The sequence below is a fragment of the Limnothrix sp. CMB-01 genome (assembly GCF_055193175.1).
Window position 1 is genome coordinate 1928518 of the sequence record NZ_CM143720.1, and the last position, 19052, is coordinate 1947569.

Annotated in this window: 15 protein-coding genes and 1 riboswitch; of the genes, 5 read left to right on the forward strand and 10 right to left on the reverse strand. The window is 56.1% G+C overall.

The window, feature by feature from the left end:
- Nucleotides 1-88: 88 nt before the first annotated feature.
- Nucleotides 89-412: a hypothetical protein gene (locus ACZA91_RS08135; RefSeq protein ID WP_463185967.1), complete on the forward strand. Its 324-nt coding sequence runs from the start codon at nt 89-91 to the stop codon at nt 410-412.
- A gap of 32 nt (nt 413-444) precedes the next feature.
- Here the strand turns inward: ACZA91_RS08135 and ACZA91_RS08140 are convergent, their stop codons facing one another.
- The 3 genes from ACZA91_RS08140 to ACZA91_RS08150 form a co-directional block, all read right to left on the reverse strand.
- Entirely contained in the window at nt 445-924 is a 480-nt protein-coding gene (locus ACZA91_RS08140; RefSeq protein WP_099533481.1) for an RNA recognition motif domain-containing protein, read from the reverse strand.
- Between the two features lie 948 nt (nt 925-1872).
- Nucleotides 1873-2565: a MotA/TolQ/ExbB proton channel family protein gene (locus ACZA91_RS08145; RefSeq protein WP_463185969.1), complete on the reverse strand. Its 693-nt coding sequence runs from the start codon at nt 2563-2565 to the stop codon at nt 1873-1875.
- Between the two features lie 104 nt (nt 2566-2669).
- Entirely contained in the window at nt 2670-3041 is a 372-nt protein-coding gene (locus tag ACZA91_RS08150) for a sulfite exporter TauE/SafE family protein (RefSeq protein WP_099533483.1), read from the reverse strand.
- Between the two features lie 667 nt (nt 3042-3708).
- On the opposite strand from ACZA91_RS08150, the gene rsmA reads away from it, so the two are divergent.
- From rsmA to ACZA91_RS08165, 3 genes are all read left to right on the forward strand, one after another.
- Nucleotides 3709-4590, forward strand: a complete 882-nt coding sequence (rsmA, locus tag ACZA91_RS08155; protein WP_190535310.1) for a 16S rRNA (adenine(1518)-N(6)/adenine(1519)-N(6))-dimethyltransferase RsmA — start codon at nt 3709-3711, stop codon at nt 4588-4590.
- 117 nt (nt 4591-4707) lie between these two features.
- Nucleotides 4708-5928 carry a cysteine desulfurase family protein gene (locus ACZA91_RS08160; protein ID WP_463185972.1) on the forward strand — a complete coding sequence of 407 codons (1221 nt, stop codon included), beginning with the start codon at nt 4708-4710 and terminating at the stop codon, nt 5926-5928.
- Nucleotides 5929-6003: 75 nt separating this feature from the next.
- A complete protein-coding gene (locus tag ACZA91_RS08165; protein WP_143473029.1) occupies nt 6004-7479 on the forward strand; it encodes a sensor histidine kinase in 1476 nt (491 codons plus the stop codon).
- A gap of 29 nt (nt 7480-7508) precedes the next feature.
- On the opposite strand, the gene ACZA91_RS08170 is transcribed toward ACZA91_RS08165, so the two are convergent.
- The 7 genes from ACZA91_RS08170 to dxs form a co-directional block, all read right to left on the reverse strand.
- A complete protein-coding gene (locus tag ACZA91_RS08170; RefSeq protein ID WP_099533487.1) occupies nt 7509-7706 on the reverse strand; it encodes a hypothetical protein in 198 nt (65 codons plus the stop codon).
- Nucleotides 7707-7981: 275 nt separating this feature from the next.
- Nucleotides 7982-8671, reverse strand: coding sequence for a PEP-CTERM sorting domain-containing protein (locus tag ACZA91_RS08175; protein ID WP_463185975.1), 690 nt, complete (start codon nt 8669-8671; stop codon nt 7982-7984).
- Nucleotides 8672-9135: 464 nt separating this feature from the next.
- Nucleotides 9136-9459 (reverse strand): DUF2499 domain-containing protein, encoded by a 324-nt coding sequence (locus ACZA91_RS08180; protein ID WP_463185977.1) that lies wholly within the window; start codon nt 9457-9459, stop codon nt 9136-9138.
- 88 nt (nt 9460-9547) lie between these two features.
- Nucleotides 9548-10390: an ABC transporter ATP-binding protein gene (locus ACZA91_RS08185; RefSeq protein WP_099534836.1), complete on the reverse strand. Its 843-nt coding sequence runs from the start codon at nt 10388-10390 to the stop codon at nt 9548-9550.
- A 45-nt stretch (nt 10391-10435) separates the two neighbouring features.
- Nucleotides 10436-11896 (reverse strand): CmpA/NrtA family ABC transporter substrate-binding protein, encoded by a 1461-nt coding sequence (locus ACZA91_RS08190; RefSeq protein ID WP_463185980.1) that lies wholly within the window; start codon nt 11894-11896, stop codon nt 10436-10438.
- A 173-nt stretch (nt 11897-12069) separates the two neighbouring features.
- A complete protein-coding gene (gene ntrB, locus ACZA91_RS08195) occupies nt 12070-12918 on the reverse strand; it encodes a nitrate ABC transporter permease (protein WP_463185982.1) in 849 nt (282 codons plus the stop codon).
- Between the two features lie 4 nt (nt 12919-12922).
- Nucleotides 12923-13050: riboswitch (cyclic di-AMP (ydaO/yuaA leader) on the reverse strand.
- Between the two features lie 500 nt (nt 13051-13550).
- Nucleotides 13551-15455 carry a 1-deoxy-D-xylulose-5-phosphate synthase gene (gene dxs, locus ACZA91_RS08200; protein WP_463185984.1) on the reverse strand — a complete coding sequence of 635 codons (1905 nt, stop codon included), beginning with the start codon at nt 15453-15455 and terminating at the stop codon, nt 13551-13553.
- Between the two features lie 532 nt (nt 15456-15987).
- Here dxs and ACZA91_RS08205 point away from each other — a divergent pair.
- Nucleotides 15988-19035, forward strand: coding sequence for a GAF domain-containing sensor histidine kinase (locus tag ACZA91_RS08205; protein WP_463185986.1), 3048 nt, complete (start codon nt 15988-15990; stop codon nt 19033-19035).
- Nucleotides 19036-19052 lie beyond the last annotated feature (17 nt).

Here is a 19052-nt window from a genome sequence, read left to right on the forward strand (position 1 = left end):
TGCTATCACGATGGGGAGCGATCGAGCGATCGCCCTTGCCCTCCGGTTCCGCCAACTCATGCTTGGAGATTGCTCTTGAACATTGCCCTTGGAGATTGCCATTGGAGATTGCCCTTGGAGATTACTCTTGAGAATTTCTGGCATTCAGCCAAAAAAAACACCACATCTGGCAAGGGACAAACCCACGACCAAACATGGTGTGATTGCAATTTCTGAAGAGTGGAAAACGTTGTGCGGTTTGGGCAACTGGTCTGGAATTAACCTCAACCGACTGAAGCCGACCTTAAGCCGTTGGGTTCATCAACAGGATCAGAGCTGCGATCGGGTCAATTGTTGCACGATGGACGTTCAATGGGCGTTCAATCTTTTCTGGCTTCTCGGGCAATTGAGGGCGATCGAACCGCTGACCTGAACCCAATTGACCCGCCGGAAACCTAGAAAACCTTAGGAGCCAGTCGTTTGAGCGTTCAGCAGTTGCTTCAGCTTCGCCAACTCACCGGCCCAGCGGGGATCTGGCTGGGCAGAAGCGGCGCTGCTTTCGGCAACCACAGCCCCACCAGGAGCACGACGACCGCCACCGTTGCCTTTTTTGCCACCACCACCGCCACCGCTGCGGCGAGCTGCCTTGACGGGGCTAGCTTCGGCACTTTCGGGGGCTTCGTCATCGCCCTTGCCTTTGCGGGGCATGGCTTTTTCAATTTTCAGCACGGTGTCTTTGAAGGTGGAACCGTTGAACTGTTCGATGATTTGGTCGGCGAGTTCATCAGTGGGAACCGTCACGAATGCAAAACCGCGACATTTTCCGGTTTTGCGATCGACAATGACCTTGGTGGAGGTCAGGTCGCCCGTGCCGGCAAAGACGGCTTCGAGTTCTTTGCGATCGACTTCTTTGGGCAGATTGCCAACGTACAGGCGAATGGACATGACGGATCCCTCTGATGGTTTGCAGCAAGCGCCAGGAGACTAAGCGCCGGGTGACTGGATGTGGTGGTTGGCAGTTACCATTCGGTTGCCATTGAATCGAGAGCACCTCGATGGAAAAGACAAGTTTGGAAAACTTGCCAGCTCTGAGCAAAACACAGCTCGCGCGGGGATATCAAACGCTCTGCTGCAAGCTGCTGAATAAAGGTTGTTTGATAACTATTCAATTCAAATAGACTTGCTATTGCTCAATTGAAAGGAAAGGATCTGTCGCCAGTCTTGAGCAGTCAAGCGCTGACCTTTAGCCATCCGGAGCCGTGTGACCCGTGCGTTGTCGATCGGGTGTGTTGCTGCTGAAGATTTTGCCACGATGGGGGCAGCAAAACTCACCAAACAGTTAAAACAGCATCGATCGAGCGGCTGGTTTGCTGGCATAAAAGTCTATCACGACGCTTTGCAAATTGGGCCAAGATCTCCGGGGGCTGGGCAACGGGTTCGATCGCAGCGGTGATTGCTACCCCGATCGTGAAAAAGCCAGCCGTTGGGGCGGCTGGCCGTGCTTGCTGTGTTGGGAGAATACCAATTAAAACCTGGCCGGGGATGTCATCGACTTTGCATTTTGAGTGACAAAGACGCACACCATCGCAGTTTCAGCAGTTTCAACGAATAGGGTTGATGGCAACTTGAAGCGGCGGTTAGTGCTTGACAGTTCTCCGGGCGTTGGCTAATTAGCCTCCTGTGAAGAAATGTAACATCAATGAAGCAACACTGTAAATCTGGCGTAGAGAATCGGTGGAAATTTGAATTCGGTGGAAATTTGAATATTGGGGAAATTTGAACACCAGAGATTTGGACACCAGAGATTTGGACACTAGATCTGGACACTCAGGGATTCTGAGCAGTGGAAAGCCGGGAACTTGAAAAATCGGGAGCTTGGAAAATCGGGTAATCCTAGAGCTGGGCGGGGCTTGAACGATCGCGCCGATCGCGCCGACGGCAGTGGTATCCGGGCCGATCGGGCGCGTTGAAGTGCCAGTAATGATGCAAATACAGCCGCTCTAGGGTACGACAATCGCGCGTAATGGCCATTTGCTCCCGTCGAGCATAGGCCCGGAACAGATTGCCCAGGGTGAGGGCCAACAGCGCCACCACCAGCCCGATCGCCGTGGAAACCAGCGCTTCACTCAGACCCGCATTCACGCGGCTGGGGCCCTCCCCGGCCCAATCGAGACCCGCAAAGGCTCCCATCAGGCCAGTGACCGTGCCCAACAGGCCCAACAACGGAGCCAGGGCCGTCACGGTTTGCAACCACAGGTCAAAGCGCCGCAGTTGGGGCCGTTCGGCTTGGGTGGCGGCGCTGAGGGCCAAGCGAAAGGCGATCGGGTGGGGGCGGTGTAGCTCCAAGGCGGCCAAACTAATGCGGGCGATCGGGAGGCCGTCGGCATATTGCTGGAACCGGGCGATCGCCGCCTTGGCATCGCGTCCATACAGCTCAAAAACCGCTGGAACCAGTTGGGATCGATCGCGCCGCACCTGGGCCCAGAACCAAGCCCGCTCGATCGCCACCGTCACCGTCGCGATCGATCCCAACAGCAAGGGCACAACCACCGGCCCACCCGCCTGCAAAATAGCCCAAGCAATCATGGGCGACTTTCTCCCATCGTTTTCATATGTATGGCGCTTGCCAGATCATCCCCCACCTTTATTCCCAGTCCGTGCGATCATCGCCCAACCTGTTGATCAACCTCTCAGCGCACTGTCAAATAGCGCAACCCAATCAGCAGCAAAAAGCCCCCATACAGTTTCTTCATCAGGGCCGAACTGATGTAGGGTTGATTGGCGAATATTGCCCCAAAGTAATTCCCCACCAGCAATCCCACCACAATCAACAACCCGTACTTGATGTTGAGATTGCCGTTGCGGTAATACACCATCGCCCCCAACAGCCCGATCGGCAACACCTGAGCCGCAAGGGATGTGCCCGTTGCTAATTTTTGGTCTAGGCCCAGCCACAGCACCATGGCCGGCACCATAATCGCCCCGCCGCCAATGCCAAACAGGCCCCCCGCTAACCCTGCCGCCAATCCAATCAGCAGCAATTGCCAAACCACGTCCGTCATTCGGTTTTCTCCTTTCTTGAGCAATTCTGGTTTTTGATGTTCAGCTTGCCTGTGGGGGCAATTTCGCGTGAATCCCTTGGGCTTGGTACTGGAGCCTAGGGCCTGTCGTCATTGAGCATGAAACCCTAGATCTGCTGTTAGCGAATCGTGGGGAGCAAGGGGCTTAAGCCCCTTGTTACGACGACTAGGGCACGAAAGATCAACCGTTTCAGCCTCACTCGAAAAATGACAACACCCCCTAAGCCTGAGCGAGTCATGCTCCCAAGCGCTGCCTCATCAGACTCTGGCACTGTTTTTGGAACCAAGACAAGTTAAAGGCGACACATTTTTCTTGGCAATACCCGAGTGATCAGCGTTGATACGGGATTCATCAACCATCCACTCCCCTTTAACGACGTATCGATTAGCGATTCAATGATGAATCAATCCGATGAATCAACCCGATGAATCAATCCCAATGAATTAACCCCCGATCAATGATTTCCTGATTCTCGATTCATTAGATCCATAGATCCATCACGAGATCCATCATTGCCCTATTCTTCATGATCATTCCTTCAAAAGTGCGATCGGTCATTGATTTGGATCATGAATTCATTTTTGATGCTGATTGAATAGTGAATTAATTACTGAGTACAGATCACTGAGCAAAGATTGCAGCAAAGCCATGCCAAAACCTCGGAAACGCTTTGGTCAACATTGGTTGAGAAGTGAAAAAGCCCTTGCCAAAATTATTTCAGCGGCGGAACTGACCCCAGAGGATCGGGTTTTGGAAATTGGCCCCGGTCAGGGGGTCTTGACTCGGCAATTGCTGGATCAGGCGGGGGCAGTGGTTGCCGTTGAGTTAGATCGCGATCTTTGTCCTGAGCTGGTGAAAAAGTTTGGGCAGCGGGACAATTTCTTGCTGCTTCAGGGCGATATTTTGACTTTAGATTGGCCGGAACAGTTGGCGGCTTTTCCGAATCCCCAGTTCCAAAATCCCAATAAGGTGGTGGCCAATATTCCCTATAACATTACGGGCCCAATTTTGGAGCATTTATTGGGGACGATCGCCCAACCGCGATCGCAACCCTTTGAGTCGATCGTGCTGTTGGTGCAAAAGGAAGTGGCCCTGCGGTTGGTGGCGAATTTGGGCAGCAAACATTACAGCGCCCTTTCGATTCGATCGCGCTTTTTAGCGGATTGCTCTTGGGTTTGCGATGTGGGGGCCAAGGCTTTTTCACCGCCGCCCAAGGTCGATTCAGCGGTGGTGAAAATTCAGCCCCGCCCTTTTCCGCAGTCGCCGCAAAATGTGAAGCGCTTTGAAACATTGTTGAAATTGGGCTTTGCCAGTCGCCGTAAGATGTTGCGCAACAATCTAAAAAGCGTCGTGGATTTGGATCAGTTGCGTCATACTTTGGTTGAGCTGGCAATTCCTGAAACGGCGCGGGCAGAAGAACTGAGCCTGGAGCAATGGATTCAGTTAAGCGATCGCTTGGTTTTGGGTTCTTTGTCGATCGAGATCGCAGCAGGAGAGGCGGAAGAATCGATGGACAATGTTGCACCTTGAATACTGCACCCTAAAGACTGCACCTTGAATACTGCATCTTCAATGGCCAAAGACCAAAATTCCTGAACCTTAATTCCTGCGCCACAATTCCTGAACCTTGATGCCAATGGATTGCCCATGCAAATTTATCTAGACCACAGCGCCACCACGCCGCCCTGTGATGTGGCGATCGCGGCGGCCCAACGGGTGATGACGGAACTATGGGGAAATCCGTCAAGCATTCATAGTTGGGGCGATCGCTCGGCCATGGTGCTGGAAACGGCGCGGTTGCAGGTGGCGACGTTGATTAATGGGGATCCCACGGGGGTGATTTTCACCTCGGGGGGCACGGAGGCGGACAATTTGGCGATCTTGGGGGTGGCCCAGCGGTTCACCCAACCGCGCCATATTATTTCCTCGCAGGTGGAACATTCGGCGATCGAGCGAACCTTGGAGCGGCTGGAGGCTCAAGGCTGGGCGATTACGCGCTTGCCGGTCGATCGCGCCGGACGGGTGAATCCGTCGGACTTGGCTTTGGCCATTCGCCCGGAAACGGTGCTGGTGTCGATTATTTTTGCCCAAAGCGAGGTGGGAACCCTGCAACCGATCGCGGAGTTGGGAACGATTACCCGGCGATCGGGCGCATTATTCCACACGGACGCGGTGCAGGCGGTGGGCCGGGTGGCGGTGGATTTGCAAACCCTGCCGGTGGATTTGCTGTCCCTCTCCAGCCACAAGATCTACGGCATTCAAGGGGCTGGGTCCCTGTGGGCGCGGCCGGGGATTAATTTGGCTCCCCAGTTGCTGGGCGGTGGCCAGGAGAGTAAGCGGCGATCGGGAACTCAGGCTCTACCGGCGATCGCGGCCTTTGGGGCGGCGGCGGAACGCATGGCCCAAACCTGGGAAACGGAGGCTCAGCGGCTTGGTCAACTGCGAGATCGCTTGTTTGAGCGTTTGGCTCTCCTGCCCGCTTTGCATCCCACGGGCGATCGGCTCCATCGCTTGCCCCACCATGTCAGCTTTTGTTTACGGGGACGGTTGCCCCTGCCCAGTGGTCGGGATTTGGTGCGCCAGCTCGATCGGGCGGGCATTGCCGCCAGCTCTGGATCCGCCTGTAGCAGCGGCAGCCTGACCCCGAGTCCCACCCTGTTGGCAATGGGCTACGATTCCGCCGAAGCCACAGCGGCCCTGCGCTTAAGCCTGGGCCAGAGCACCACGGAAGCGGATATTGATTGGACTGCGTTGGTGTTGGCTCAAGTGCTGGAGCGATTGGGCGTTGGCCAAACCAATGGCGGCGATCGCGACTCGCAACGTTCGGTTTTGGGGTGCGCGACTCCGGGGCCTTGCCGATACACTTGAGGCAAATCCCCTAAGTCTAAATCCCTAGCGCGTGTGACGACGCTCTCGACGATTGCGGCGAACCCCAAACCCGCGATGCCGCTTCCCTCCCCTGCTCTGAGCGATCGCCCGCTCGATCGCCAACGGATCGATCGACCAACTATGAATGGATGGGTGTTACCAACGGTGGGTCATCTGCTTGCTCCCCTTACCCCCGGAGCGGGCCCAGGAACCCTATCCGCCGAGGCCCAATGGCAGGGGGCCACGAAGGCGATCGCCCAAATCATGGCCCAATCCATGGAAGCGGCCGACGCGATCGAAGCGGCCTTCATCACGGACTTTGCGGAAGCCTTACCCTCCGAAGCGATCGATCAAGGGGTGGTGCTGTTGGGGCCCCTGCCCTTGTTTACGGGGTCTTGGCTCGATCGCCTCTCGGTCTGGACATTCAGCAGCCACCTTTGGCAATCCCTGTGGCTGTTGCCCTCCGCCGATGGGGGCGAACCCTGTCCGGAAGTGACGGAACGGGCGATCGGCCTAGCTCCGGTGGATCCCCTGGCCGCAGAATCCTTTTGCGTGGTGCGAATGCGGGACTTTAGCTTGGCTCTCTCGCTCCAAGAAGACTCCACCGGCCAACTGGTTTTTCGCTTCTCCTTTGAGCCTCAGGCGATCGCCGCCGTCTGGCAAGCCTTGCGGGCCCGGGTGCAACTGAACGCCCCTCAGCAGCTCGGGCCGTTTGATGCCCTGGCTCAACAGTTTCCTTTGGTGGAACCCAGCTATCGGATCGTCAGCGCCTTCACAGAGCGCCTGCTGCAAGCCCTGCCAGCTCCCAGCAACCCCGCCCATTCGGAGCCGCGCCGTCGCCCCCTGCGGGCCTCAGCCCGACCGCAACCGGCCAAACCCGCGATCGACCTGGAGCTTTTGCAAGCCCTCGCCCACAGCGTCCGCACGCCCCTGGCCACGATCCGCACCTTCACCCGCCTGCTGATGCGCCAGCAAAATTTGCAGGACAAGGCGGTGAACTACATCGAAAAAATCGATCGGGAATGTACCGAACAAATCAACCGCTTTGACCTGATTTTCAAGGCCGTTGAACTGGAAACCAGCAACAGCGCCCACCTGTCCCTCACGCCCATTCCCCTGGCCCAGGTGTTTCAATCCAGCATTCCCCGTTGGCAACAACAGGCCAGCCGCCACAACTTGGAACTGACGGTGAAGCTACCGCACAAACTGCCCACGGTTGCCAGCGACCCCACCTTGCTCGATCGAATGTTGGCGGAAATTATTGAAAACCTGGCCCGCACCCTGCCCGCCGGTAGCCGCATCGACATGGAAGCGGAAACGGCCGGCAGCCAACTGAAGGTGCAATTGCGCTACGACGCAATGGGCGCGGCCACCCGCCTGGAATCGCTGAAGTCGATCGGGCAGTTGCTGACCTTCCAACCGGAAACCGGCAGCTTTGGCTTGAATTTACATGTCACCAAAAACCTGTTCCAGGCGATCGGGGGCAAACTCACCATCCGGCAGCGGCCCCAGCGCGGCGAAGTGATGACCATCTTCTTGCCCCTGCAATAGGGCGCTGCCACGGGACGGCCCGCCATCCACTACCAACGGCGAGATCGCACCCCCCAAACGCCCAACAGCAGCAACACCCCCATCGCCAAAAACAAAACACCAAACACAATTCCCGGCACAAAGCCCAACAGCCCCACCCCCCGCAACAACCACAACACCGCCGTCACCAGAGCCAACAGGCCCAACCAATTCCACCAAGGAGCCGGCCGCAAATAGGGAGGGGTCATAGCAAAACGTTCAATTCCAGTAATCAGGGACTTAACAACAACAGCGGAGCCAGCCGCCAAAGGCCTACCTCACAGGGTGAAGCAGCTCTGGCTCTCCAGCCATCCTCGTATTAGGCAATTCTGCCATTCACGGGAGATCTTCAAAGCAAATCTTCAGCCGCCATGGGGACGTGAACAAAACAAGGGCGATCGCCTGATTTCCAAGCGATCGCCCTCAACAGAACATGAACAATTGTCAAAAACTAGCCAAAACGGCAGCCCTTAGCAATCGCGATTTAGTCGATCGCGTGCTGGCGCTTTTTCGCAGCCACGCCAACCGCCGTCCCCACAGCCAACAGACCCAGCAAGCTAACCGGCTCAGGGGTCGAGGCCACTTCCGTCAAGATGACATTATCAATGTAGGCTCCGTAGGTGTCCCGCGTGCCCAGGTAGTTGAACTGCAAGCGCGTTAGGTCAGACACCGCCTTCACCAACAGAGGGCCGCTGTTAAGCCAGTTGGTTTGACCGCCGCCGTTACCCGCATTGAAAACTTGGTTGAAGCTGGAACCAAACAGAACGGAGAAGGCATTTTGGTCTTTGCCGCCTTTCCAGTTGTTTGCAATTCCCGGACGAGCCGAGTAAGCAAAGGAAAGTTCATAGGTCTTTCCTGCTTTGGTCACGATGTCTTGGAACAGGCCCAGCTCGGATGCTTTGCTGTCGTAGAAGTGGCTGTCGAGTTCCACCAGGTTTTTGCCGTCGTAGGCTTTCCCGGCTACCCCGGCTTGCACCTCAATTTTGCCGCCATTGGTTGCAGACCAGCCCTCAATTTCTGAAAAAGTCCGCCAGCCGCCGTTGAGGGGAGCGCCTGGGGTCACTTCAAAGCTGCCGTTTTTAACCAGATTGGCAGCTTGTGCGGGCTGGGTGGCAATCAGAGCAGGAACTAGGGCAAGAGCCAGGGTGCTAGCAATTTGTTGGAAGCGTTTCATAGTGATAGTTTTTCCGCAGTAATGGAGAGATCTAGCACCCAACGTTTAGGTTCTTGAGCTACATCTTAGATCACACCTTGAGAGGTTGGTTTAAAGATTAGGTGATCTCTAGACAAAGACTTCATGAAGAACGCTTGGTATCGCATAATGATGGCTTTTTAATGACAACTTTAAGCAATAGGTTTCCTGTTTAAAGAAATGTCCTCAGGGTAATTGCAAATATTTTTTGATTTTCATTCTTGGGTGGAATTATTTTATACAAAAGCTGAATAAGATGCGAAATTCAGAAGAAATGACCGAATTTTGAAAGATCAATTGAAATTGCAATATTTTCTAATTCTTCCAAGACAAAAGATCTAAAATATCCACAAAAATTCGATTCGGCTCAACAACGACGGTCACAGTGATCAATCACAATCAAGGCCCCTGTTTGGGACAGGGGGCCGACTTTTAAGACCGAATTCCTAGAGATCTTTTTCAGATCCTGACGGGTCGATCGGGCGCGATCGCCAAATCCACCAAGCCCCCGCACAGAGCGTGCAATTACCAATCACCGTCGTGGCCGCCTGCACCGTCACCAGCCACTCCAAGCGCGGTGCATTGTCAAAAAAGTGCCAGGTACAGGCGCACATGGCGCTCACCAGGGCTGGCAACATGCCCCAAGACAAGGCCCGCCAGCTCGGATTTTCGGTGAGGTCGCCGTAGCGCCAAATCAGCACGATCGCCGCGATCCACTCGATGACGCTGGAAACATGCACGATCCAAGTGGGAATTGATAGGGCATTCATTGGGATGTAGTCGGCTCAGCCGTCAATTAATCGTGATCTAACAACCATGGTCTAACCCCTTAGTCTAAAAGGGTTCCGGGGATTGGCCCTAGTCGCGCACAAAGTTGTGATCCAAAAAATTGAGGGCGTGGTTGCGTAGCTCGTAATACTCAGGCGATTCGCGGATCTCGTGGATGTTGCGCGGGTGGGCAAAGGGCACGGTCAGGATTTCGCCGATTTGGGCCGCCGGGCCGTTGGTCATCAACACGATCCGATCGGACATATACAGCGCCTCATCCACATCATGCGTCACCATTAACACCGCCTGGCGATGGCTTTCCCAAATGTCCAGCACCTGGCGCTGGAGCTTGCCCCGAGTCAGGGCATCCAAGGCCCCAAACGGCTCATCCATCAGCAACACCTTGGGCCGCACAGCCAGGGCGCGGGCGATGCCAACGCGCTGCTTCATGCCGCCGGAAATTTGGTCGGGATATTTGTCGGCGGCGGCGGCCAGGTTGACCATTTCGATATGTTCGTTCACCAGGTCGCTTTTTTCGGCGGGCGTGGCGGTTTTCAGCACTTCATCGATCGCCAGCCGAATGTTTTCGCGCACGGTCAGCCAAGGCAGCAGGGCATAGTGCTGAAACACCATCATCCGATCAGCTCCAGGCTTGGTGATCGGTCGCCCTTCAATTTCCACAGTGCCAGCGGTGATTGTTTCCAAACCGCCGACAATCCGCAGCAGGGTGGACTTGCCGCAGCCCGAGTGCCCGACGATCGAAATATATTCGGTGCTGCCCACGGTTAGGTTGATGTCATTCAAGATCACCGTGCGATCGCCCTTGGGATTGGTGAACGCCTTGTAGAGATGCTCAATCTTTAGGAAGGGTTGCCGATCGGGGCTGGTGCGATCGCGCTGGGCGGTGGACTGGGGCGGATTGGGTTGCGTCATGGGTCAAACACCAGAAATTCAAAAGCAAAAACCAGCGGTTGGCCGCTAACCCCACAGGGAAAACCGTTGGGGACGATGGGCGCGAATTTCAAAACTGTTCAGATAGCGATCGAGGTCGCTGGGGTCGAAGGCGCGGCGATCGATGAAGTGATCGGCTGGCTCCACTTTGTAATCGTCGCTGGGGCAAGCAATGCCCAATTCCCCGGCAATTTCCCGATAGAGATCCGTGCGCCAAGCCCGTTTGGCCAGGGCTTCGGCGTTGGGCGGAATTCGGGGAATTTGTCCCCACCGGGCCGCCTGGGTCATCAGCCACAGGGTCTGGGATTGCCACAGGAAAGTGGAATGGTCGCCGGGCACTTGGGCCAAGGTCGGCGCGAGGTCAAAAAACATGGTCGTGTCGGGCGATCGCACCTCCCGCCGCCGGCCATCAAATCCGCCGTAGTTGTAATTGCCTACCAGGGCCGGAGCGGTGAACTGCGTGGCGCAGTTGGGCAAATCTTTCAGGTTTGAGAGGTTGATATCCTGGGGCACGCTGCATTTGCGCGGCACGGCTCCCGTGTACGATCGCGCCACAATCAGCCGAGCAATTTCCTCCCGATGTTCCGGCCGGCCGCAATATTGACAGGCTTCGATCAGCGCCTTCACCAGCGATCGATAGGTCTTGGGATAGCGATCGATGAAGGACTCCATCACCGCCAACACCCGATCGGGGTGGCCCTGCCAAATTTCCCGACCCTGGGCGCAGGTGAAGCCCACCCCCACATTGCCCGCGATCGCCCGGGTGTTCCAGGGTTCCGCCACCATGTAGCCCTGCATCGCCCCGATTCGCATATTCGTGACCATCTGCGGCGGCGGAATAATCACCAGGCGCAAATCCGCCAGCGGGTCAATGCCCACGGCCGCCACCAGATAGCGCACAAAATATTCATAAATCGACGAACTCAGCACCACCGCCCAGACCCGTTGCTCGGGCGGGAGCGATCGAAAATAGCGGCCAAAATCTCGCCCAAAGGCATCCAAATTCCCGCCATATTCGTGCAGTGGCCGCAATCCCGCCTCCCACATGGCCCGATTCATGGTCAGGGCATTGCCGTGACGGTGAATGGTCATGGCGGCGCACATGGGGGCCTGGCGTGCGCCCTCAGCTCCCACCCGCGCATTGGTCACGGCTCCCGACACCACGGGCGAAGCATCTAACCGGCCAAAGATCACACCATCCCGCGCCGTGCCCCAACTGGCCTCGCGGCTGAGGGTGACATTCAGCCCATATTTTTGGAAAAAGCCCTTTTCGTAGGCGATCGCGATCGGGGCGCAGTCATTCACCGGCACAAACCCGATCGTCAAATCAGGCTTTTCCAGCGTCGCCGGATCGATCACCGGCTTGATGTCCTGGGCGATCGCCCGGCGGTTGGGCTTCAGAGCCAGGGGATCATAGGCAGCCAGCCCCGTTGCCAGGGCAAATCCCCCTAGTCCCCACAGAACAGAGCGGCGATCGAGCGTTCCCACAAAATCACCTCTTGGTTGAGTGCGTTGAATTAAGTTGGCTGGGTCAGTCGGGTTGAAGTGCAAAACCCAACACCCGGAAGTTGGTCATGTAGGTTGGGTTGAGGCACGAAACCCAACGCCCGCAGGCATGACAGCGATCGCGCTGAGTCCCAAAAAGCGCAACCCAACCGGTGCTAAAGCTGTTTGGGCGCAGGCCGGTGGGTAATCGCCTGCTGCAACTGGCCCAATAGCCAATCCAGCACCAGCCCCGTCCCCCCGATCGCCCCGATCGCCAGGAAGACCGAATTCAAATTCAGGCGGCTCCACTCATCCCACACAAAAAAGCCAATCCCCACACCACCGGTCAACATTTCCACCGCCACAATCACCAGCCAAGCAATGCCCAAACTGATGCGTAAACCCGTGAAAATGTAGGGCAAACTCGCCGGCCAAACCACCGCTGTCATCCGTCGCCAAGGGGACATTTCCAGCATTTTTGCCACTTCCAAATAGTCTTGGGGCACGCTAGAAACGCCTAAAGCCGTATTCACGATCGTCGGCCAAAGGGACGTAATGAAAATCACGAAAATGGCAGACGGATTCGCCAAATTAAAAGTCGCCAAAGCCACCGGCAACCAAGCCACGGGCGACACAGGGCGCAAGATTTGGACGATCGGGTTAATGGCCAACATAGCCCAGCGAGAGGAGCCAATCAAAAAGCCCACGGGAATCGCCACGATCGACCCCAAAAAAAATCCCAAAAACACCCGTCGCAAGCTGGACAACAACAGCCAGCCAACCCCCAAATCACCGGGGCCACGACGATGAAACGGGGTCAAAATTGCATCGGCATTGGCCACCAGCGCTTCCCAAGGAGTCGGTAGCAACTTAGTGCCAAACGTCGCCACCAACCACCACAACAGCAGCAGGCCCCCGAAGCCGATCGCCGGGAAGACGATCGCCTCATAACGGGTGAGCCAGCGACCAGCAAAACGAGCAGATGGGCGCACAGAAGCGCCGCCCGGAATGGTCGGATTTTTCATGGGTAGAGTCTCCCCTCGTTGCCGACGAAGTTAGCTGACGGGCTAGGACTGAGAGGTGTCCCCTTTCACGCAGAAAGTAAGCCCCAAAACACGGGTCCTCCGCTCCAACCATCGATGTTGCAATCGCAAGTCGCCACTCATTGGGCTAGGGGCGATCGAGCTGTTCGATTGATTGGATTAGGCTAGGCATACGTTTTTGAACCTATCATCGCCTCCTTGGGTTTGTCAATTATATTTGGCAGCAATTTTGGAGATTTTTTGATCTGAAATCTTGACAATAGAGACTTGATCTAAATTCGACAAAAAATATTATTTGTAGATCACAATCAAATCCAAGAATTAGAAATAAAAACTCTTTGTCTTCAAAATAGAAGATTGCCCAATCATATTGCTCAATAAATTATTTTCTAGAACCAAATAGAATCAAACAAGCCCGTAGGGTGGGCACTGCCCACCTGTAATCAATCGCTTAACGAAACCGCCTAACAAATTGGATCACCGGTTGGTAGAGCGTGATCATGTCTTTGGGCTAGCGGGTGGTGGGCAATGCCCACCCTACAGCTACAGCTTCGCGATCGGGGCGGCCCGGTTGAGCGATCGCCCGATCGCCCAACCCGACAGTCTTTTAGGGGCTAAACTGCGGCCATTTCCGGTTTGCGGCCCAACTGCGTCAACAGGCGATCGGCAATCTGCGGCCCCGTCAAACCCAGGCTTTGCATCGACTGGCTCGGCGTGGCGTGCTCCACCAAAATGTCCGGCACACCCAAGCGGGTCACCGGCACGGCCACACCCGCATCGCTGAGGGCTTCCAGTACCGCTGAACCGAAACCACCCATCAGGCAGCCTTCCTCGATCGTCACCACCCGGCCAATCTTCTGGGCCAGGGGTACAATCAGTTCCGTATCCAGCGGCTTCACGAACCGGGCATTCACCACCGTGGCTTCAATGCCGTGCTCACTAAGGATTTCCGCCGCTTGCATGGCCGGATAAACCATCGTGCCGTAGCCCACCAGCAACAGATCGTCGCCGGTTCGCAGCACTTCGCCCTTGCCGATCGACATCGGTTCCCAGCCCGCTTCCAACAACGGCGCACCTACGCCACTGCCCCGGGGATAGCGCACGGCGATCGGGCCTGGATGGGTCACACCCGTTACCAACATCCGCTGGAACTCCGCCTCATCCTTGGGAGCCATGATCGTCAGGTTGGGGATACAGCGCAGGTAGGCAATGTCATACATCCCCTGGTGGGTGGGCCCGTCGGCTCCAACCACGCCGGCCCGATCCATACAGAAGAAGACCGGCAGATCCTGGATACACACATCATGGATCACCTGGTCAAAGGCCCGTTGCAAGAAGGTGGAATAGATCGTCACCACCGGGCGTGCTCCCTCGCAGGCCATGCCCGCCGCCATGGTCACGGCGTGCTGTTCCGCAATGCCCACGTCCACATATTGGTTCGGCAGCTTGGCTTGGAATTTATCCAAACCCGTGCCGGTGGCCATGGCCGCCGTGATCGCCACAATTCGAGGATCGTTTTCCGCGAGTGTAATCAGGGTTTCTGCAAAAACTTTGGAGTAGCTGGGCGGCGTGGGCTTGCTGGCGGGTTTGGCCTTGCCCGTTGCCAAATCAAAGGGATTTTGAGCGTGGTAACCCACTTGATCTTTTTCGGCGATCGCGTAGCCCTTACCTTTGGTGGTGGCCACGTGGACGAGCACAGGGCCCTTTTGCTTGTGGCCTTCGCGGAAGATGTCAATCAGTTCTTTAATGTTGTGACCGTCAACGGGGCCCATGTAGGTGAAGCCCAGTTCTTCAAACACTGCGCCGACTTTCGACACGGCCAGGCGCTTCATGCCTTCTTTGACCCGATCGAGTTCCGGCGACAGGGAACCGCCAAAGAACGGCAAATGCTTCACCTGCTCTTCGATGTTGTCCGTCAGGAATTGCATCGGCGGGCTGAGGCGCATTTTGTTCAGGTAGCGCGACAGGGCCCCGACGTTGGGTGAAATGGACATGTCGTTGTCGTTCAGCACCACCATCAGGTTGGTGTCGGGCAGGTGGCCCGCGTGGTTAATGGCTTCAAGGGCCATCCCGCCGGTCATTGCACCGTCGCCGATGATCGAAACCACTTTGTAGTTTTCGCCGGCCATGTCCCGGGCGATCGCCATGCCCAAACCGGCGGAAATGCTGGTGGAGGCGTGGCCCGCGCCGAAGTGATCGAACTTACTTTCACAGCGCTTGAGATAACCGGCAATGCCGTCCTTTTGGCGCAGGGTATGGAACTCGTTGTAACGACCGGTAATCAGTTTGTGGGGATAGGCTTGGTGGCCCACGTCCCAGATCACCTTGTCGCGATCGAGGTCAAGGGTTTGATAGAGGGCGACTGTTAATTCCACCACGCCTAAACCGGGGCCCAGGTGACCGCCGCTGGTGGCAACGGTTTGCAGATGTTTTTCTCGAATTTGGCGGGCAATTTCTTCTAATTGGGCGATCGACAGCCCATGAAGTTGATTGGGGTGAGTAAGTTCGCTCAGATGCATAGGCGGCCACCTTGGGTGTTGGATATGGGGAATTTTGGTTTTGTACTGACCCCTATCGACTCTAACGAATCTCCATACCGTTTTTATATTTGGCGCAAATTGATTGCCGCGATCGACCGCTCATCCAGCGGGATCCAAAATCGTTGACCTTACGGTTTCCGCAGTGCGTGGTCAGTACATTGCTTTTGAGTGACCCATTCCCTGAAGATAGAAATTGACATCTGTAAAAGATTGGGATCTTGAAATCTAGGGATCTGCAAAGCAAGCGGCACTGGTGCATCACCATTTAGCGCCTTGGGGTTAGCAGCTTGGGGAGCAGCGCCTTGGGGGAGCAGCCCCTTGGGGATCAGGGGCGAGGCGCGATGCTTTGGGGTTGTCTGCGGGTGGGGACGATCGATCCTCTGTTCAGCACCGTCTAGCCCGTCAATCGCTAGTCTTGGGCCAACGGTGGCGATCGTGTTGATGCACAGGTTAAGCAGCTATGGAATTAGAGTTACAGAAGCCACGCAAAGGCACTCAGGAACAGCTATTGATGGGGATTGCAAACCGGATTCGGCAGTCCCTGGAGCTGAGCGAAATCCTGGCGGTGACGGTGGCGGAGGTGCGGGCTTTTTTGGAGACCGATCGGGTCAAGATTTACCAATTTTCGCCCGAGGGCCATGGCACGGTGGTGGCCGAATCCCTCGTGCCCGATCGACTGCCTTCCTTGAAGGGGTTGCATTTTCCAGTGGATGATATTCCGCCTCAGGCCCGCGAGTTGTTCGTGCGGGCCCGCCAGCGAGTGGTGGTGGATGTGGCTGAATGCCAAACGGGCCTGAGTGCCATGGATCCCCCGGGGGATGGTGAATTACGCAGTCCTTCGACGATGCGCTACCGTCCGGTGGATCCATGCCATGTGGAATATCTGACGGTGATGGGGGTGCAGTCGTCGGTGGTGGTTCCGATCGTGCTGGATAACTTTCCGGCCACCTCTGAGCCGCCCGTTTCCAGCACCTTGCACATGGGCAACCTGTGGGGGCTGTTGGTTTCTCACCACGCGGAACCCCGATCGGTGGATGAGGAGGAACTGCAATTCATCCAAGCGGTGGTCGATCAGGTAGAAATCGCGATCGCCCAGTCAATTTTGGTGCAGCGGGTCACGGATCAAGCCCTTCAGGAAGCGAGCATTAACCGCGTCACGGCCCTGCTGCACGAAGCGCCCACGGGCCAACTGCAAAAGGCCCTGGAAGAAACGGTGCAAATTTTGGGAGGGAGCGGCGGCCGGCTGTGTCTCTGGCCCGGGGGCCAGACCGATCGGGAACTGTATACGGTGGGGCCCCAGCCCCATCCCTTGGCCACCACGGATCAGCGCCCCTTTGAGGAACACCGGCTGGTCTATGCCTTTTTGAAAGCGGGCGCAGTGCCCGAGCCACCGCCCAGCACCACCACTCAGGATTGGTCTGTGGAGTGGATGCGCGCCAACTATGGACTGGCGGCCCCACCCCAGGACAGCAGCAGTTTTAGCCAGCGCGTTTGGGCGATCGGGGACATCCATCGAGAACCCCTGCTGCGATCGGTGGCCCCCTCGTTTCAGTGGCTACCGATCCGGGGGCTGATTTTGGTTCCCCTCTATTACGGCAGTGAGTTACTGGGTTGCCTCAGCATCTTTCGGGATGAGGTCAACACCGATGAACTGTGGACCGGCTGGCACGACCCGGACACGCGCCAACTGATGGCCCGCCATTCCTTTGAGGTGTGGCGACAAATCAGAATCGGCCAGGCCCAACAATGGACGGTTTCTGAGGTGAAGCTCGCCCAGGCATTGGGGGAACGGTTTGCCACGGCGGTCAAGCAGCATTGGCTGTATACAGAGGTGAACAGCCTGAACGCCAGCTTGGAGGCCCAGGTGCAAACCCGCACGGCGGAGTTGCGACAGTCAAACGAGGAACTTCAGCGATCGACTGCGGATCTGGAACGGGTGATCCATCAGCAACAAACCCTGGCGCGATTGATTGCCAAAATTCGCGAGTCTTTGGATCTGGAAACCGTGTTTCGCACCACGGCGCGGGAAGTGCGGCAACTGCTGCGGGCCGATCGCGTGGTGGTGTTTGCCTTTAGTTCCCACGCTCCGACCGCCCAGGGCAAAATCATTGCGGAAGATCGGGCCCGGGGTTGCACCTCCATTTTGCACTTGGAATTAGAAGATCCCTGCTTTAGTGATCAGCATGTTCTTCAATACCAAGTGGGCAAAGTTCACAGCATCCCGAATGTCCACAATTCGACCATGCCCGATTGCCACTTGGAAATGTTGCGGACTTGGCAAGTGCAGGCCAATTTGGTGATTCCGATCATTCAAAGTGAGGAACTGTGGGGACTGATGGGCATTCACCAATGCACCGCTCCCCGGGACTGGCAAGACTCGGAAGTGGAGTTTTTGCGCCAGGTTTGTGCGCAACTGGGTGTGGCGCTTCAGCATACGGAATTGCTGCAACAAACCCGATCGCAAGCGACTGAATTGGCCCAAACTCTGGATGAGCTAAAGCAAACCCAAATGCATTTGCTCCAAAGCGAGAAGATGTCAATTTTGGGGCAATTAATCGCTGGCGTTGCCCATGAAATCAATAACCCGATCGGGTTTATTCATAGCAACTTGGGCCCCATTCGTGAATATTCTGAATTTTTGATTCAACTGGCCCGACTGGAAGCCCAGCAAGCACCACAGGAGCAGATTCAAGCCTTACTGGAAACCTTTGATTTAGACTTTCTGGCACGGGATTTTCCCAAACTGCTGGACTCAATGCATTTGGGTACTAATCGAATTCGGGAAATCGTCTCGGCGCTGCGTGGTTTTTCACGGGTCGATCGCACCATTACCAACGCCCTTTACCTGCAAGAGGCGATCGAGTCTACCCTGATGATCTTGCAATATCACCTGAAACCCAATGGCAGCTATCCCGAAATTGAGATCATTCGGAATTATGACAACATTCCCCCCATTGAATGCTATTCCGGTCAAATTCATCAGGTTTGCATGAACTTGCTTTCCAATGCGATCGATGCTTTGCGCGAGGCCCAAGAAGAGCAACTGAGTCGCGATCAATTGCCCTTCATTGGTCGCATTTGGATTGAGCTTTCACAACCGGATCCTCAGCATATTGGTGTCACCATTCGAGACAATGGGCCGGGGATTCCGGAAGCGATTCAATCGCAATTATTTGATCCGTTTTTCACCACAAAACCCCTAGGCAAGGGCACGGGATTGGGCCTATCAATTAGCTATCAAATCATTCAGCGCCATCGCGGCAGCATGGTTTGTCGATCGGCCCCTAGCCAGGGTGCAGAATTTACGATTACCTTACCCATTACCCAAACGCCGTCGGCCAATGGGGCCTCGGAGATGGGCCCCCATGGCGACGGTCTGCCCGCGGCCCAGCAACCCGCTTGGTCGCCGGAGCTAAGTCTCAACAAACCCGAGGCCCGCCTGAACACGATCACCACGCGCCAATTGCTGCCGGGTCGCAAATCGGAATTATCGTTCCTGCCGATCGAGCCGGACGCTCGGGGCGATCGACCCACCCTGTCCGCCGAGGCCACGGAATGAGCTGAGGCCACCCAATC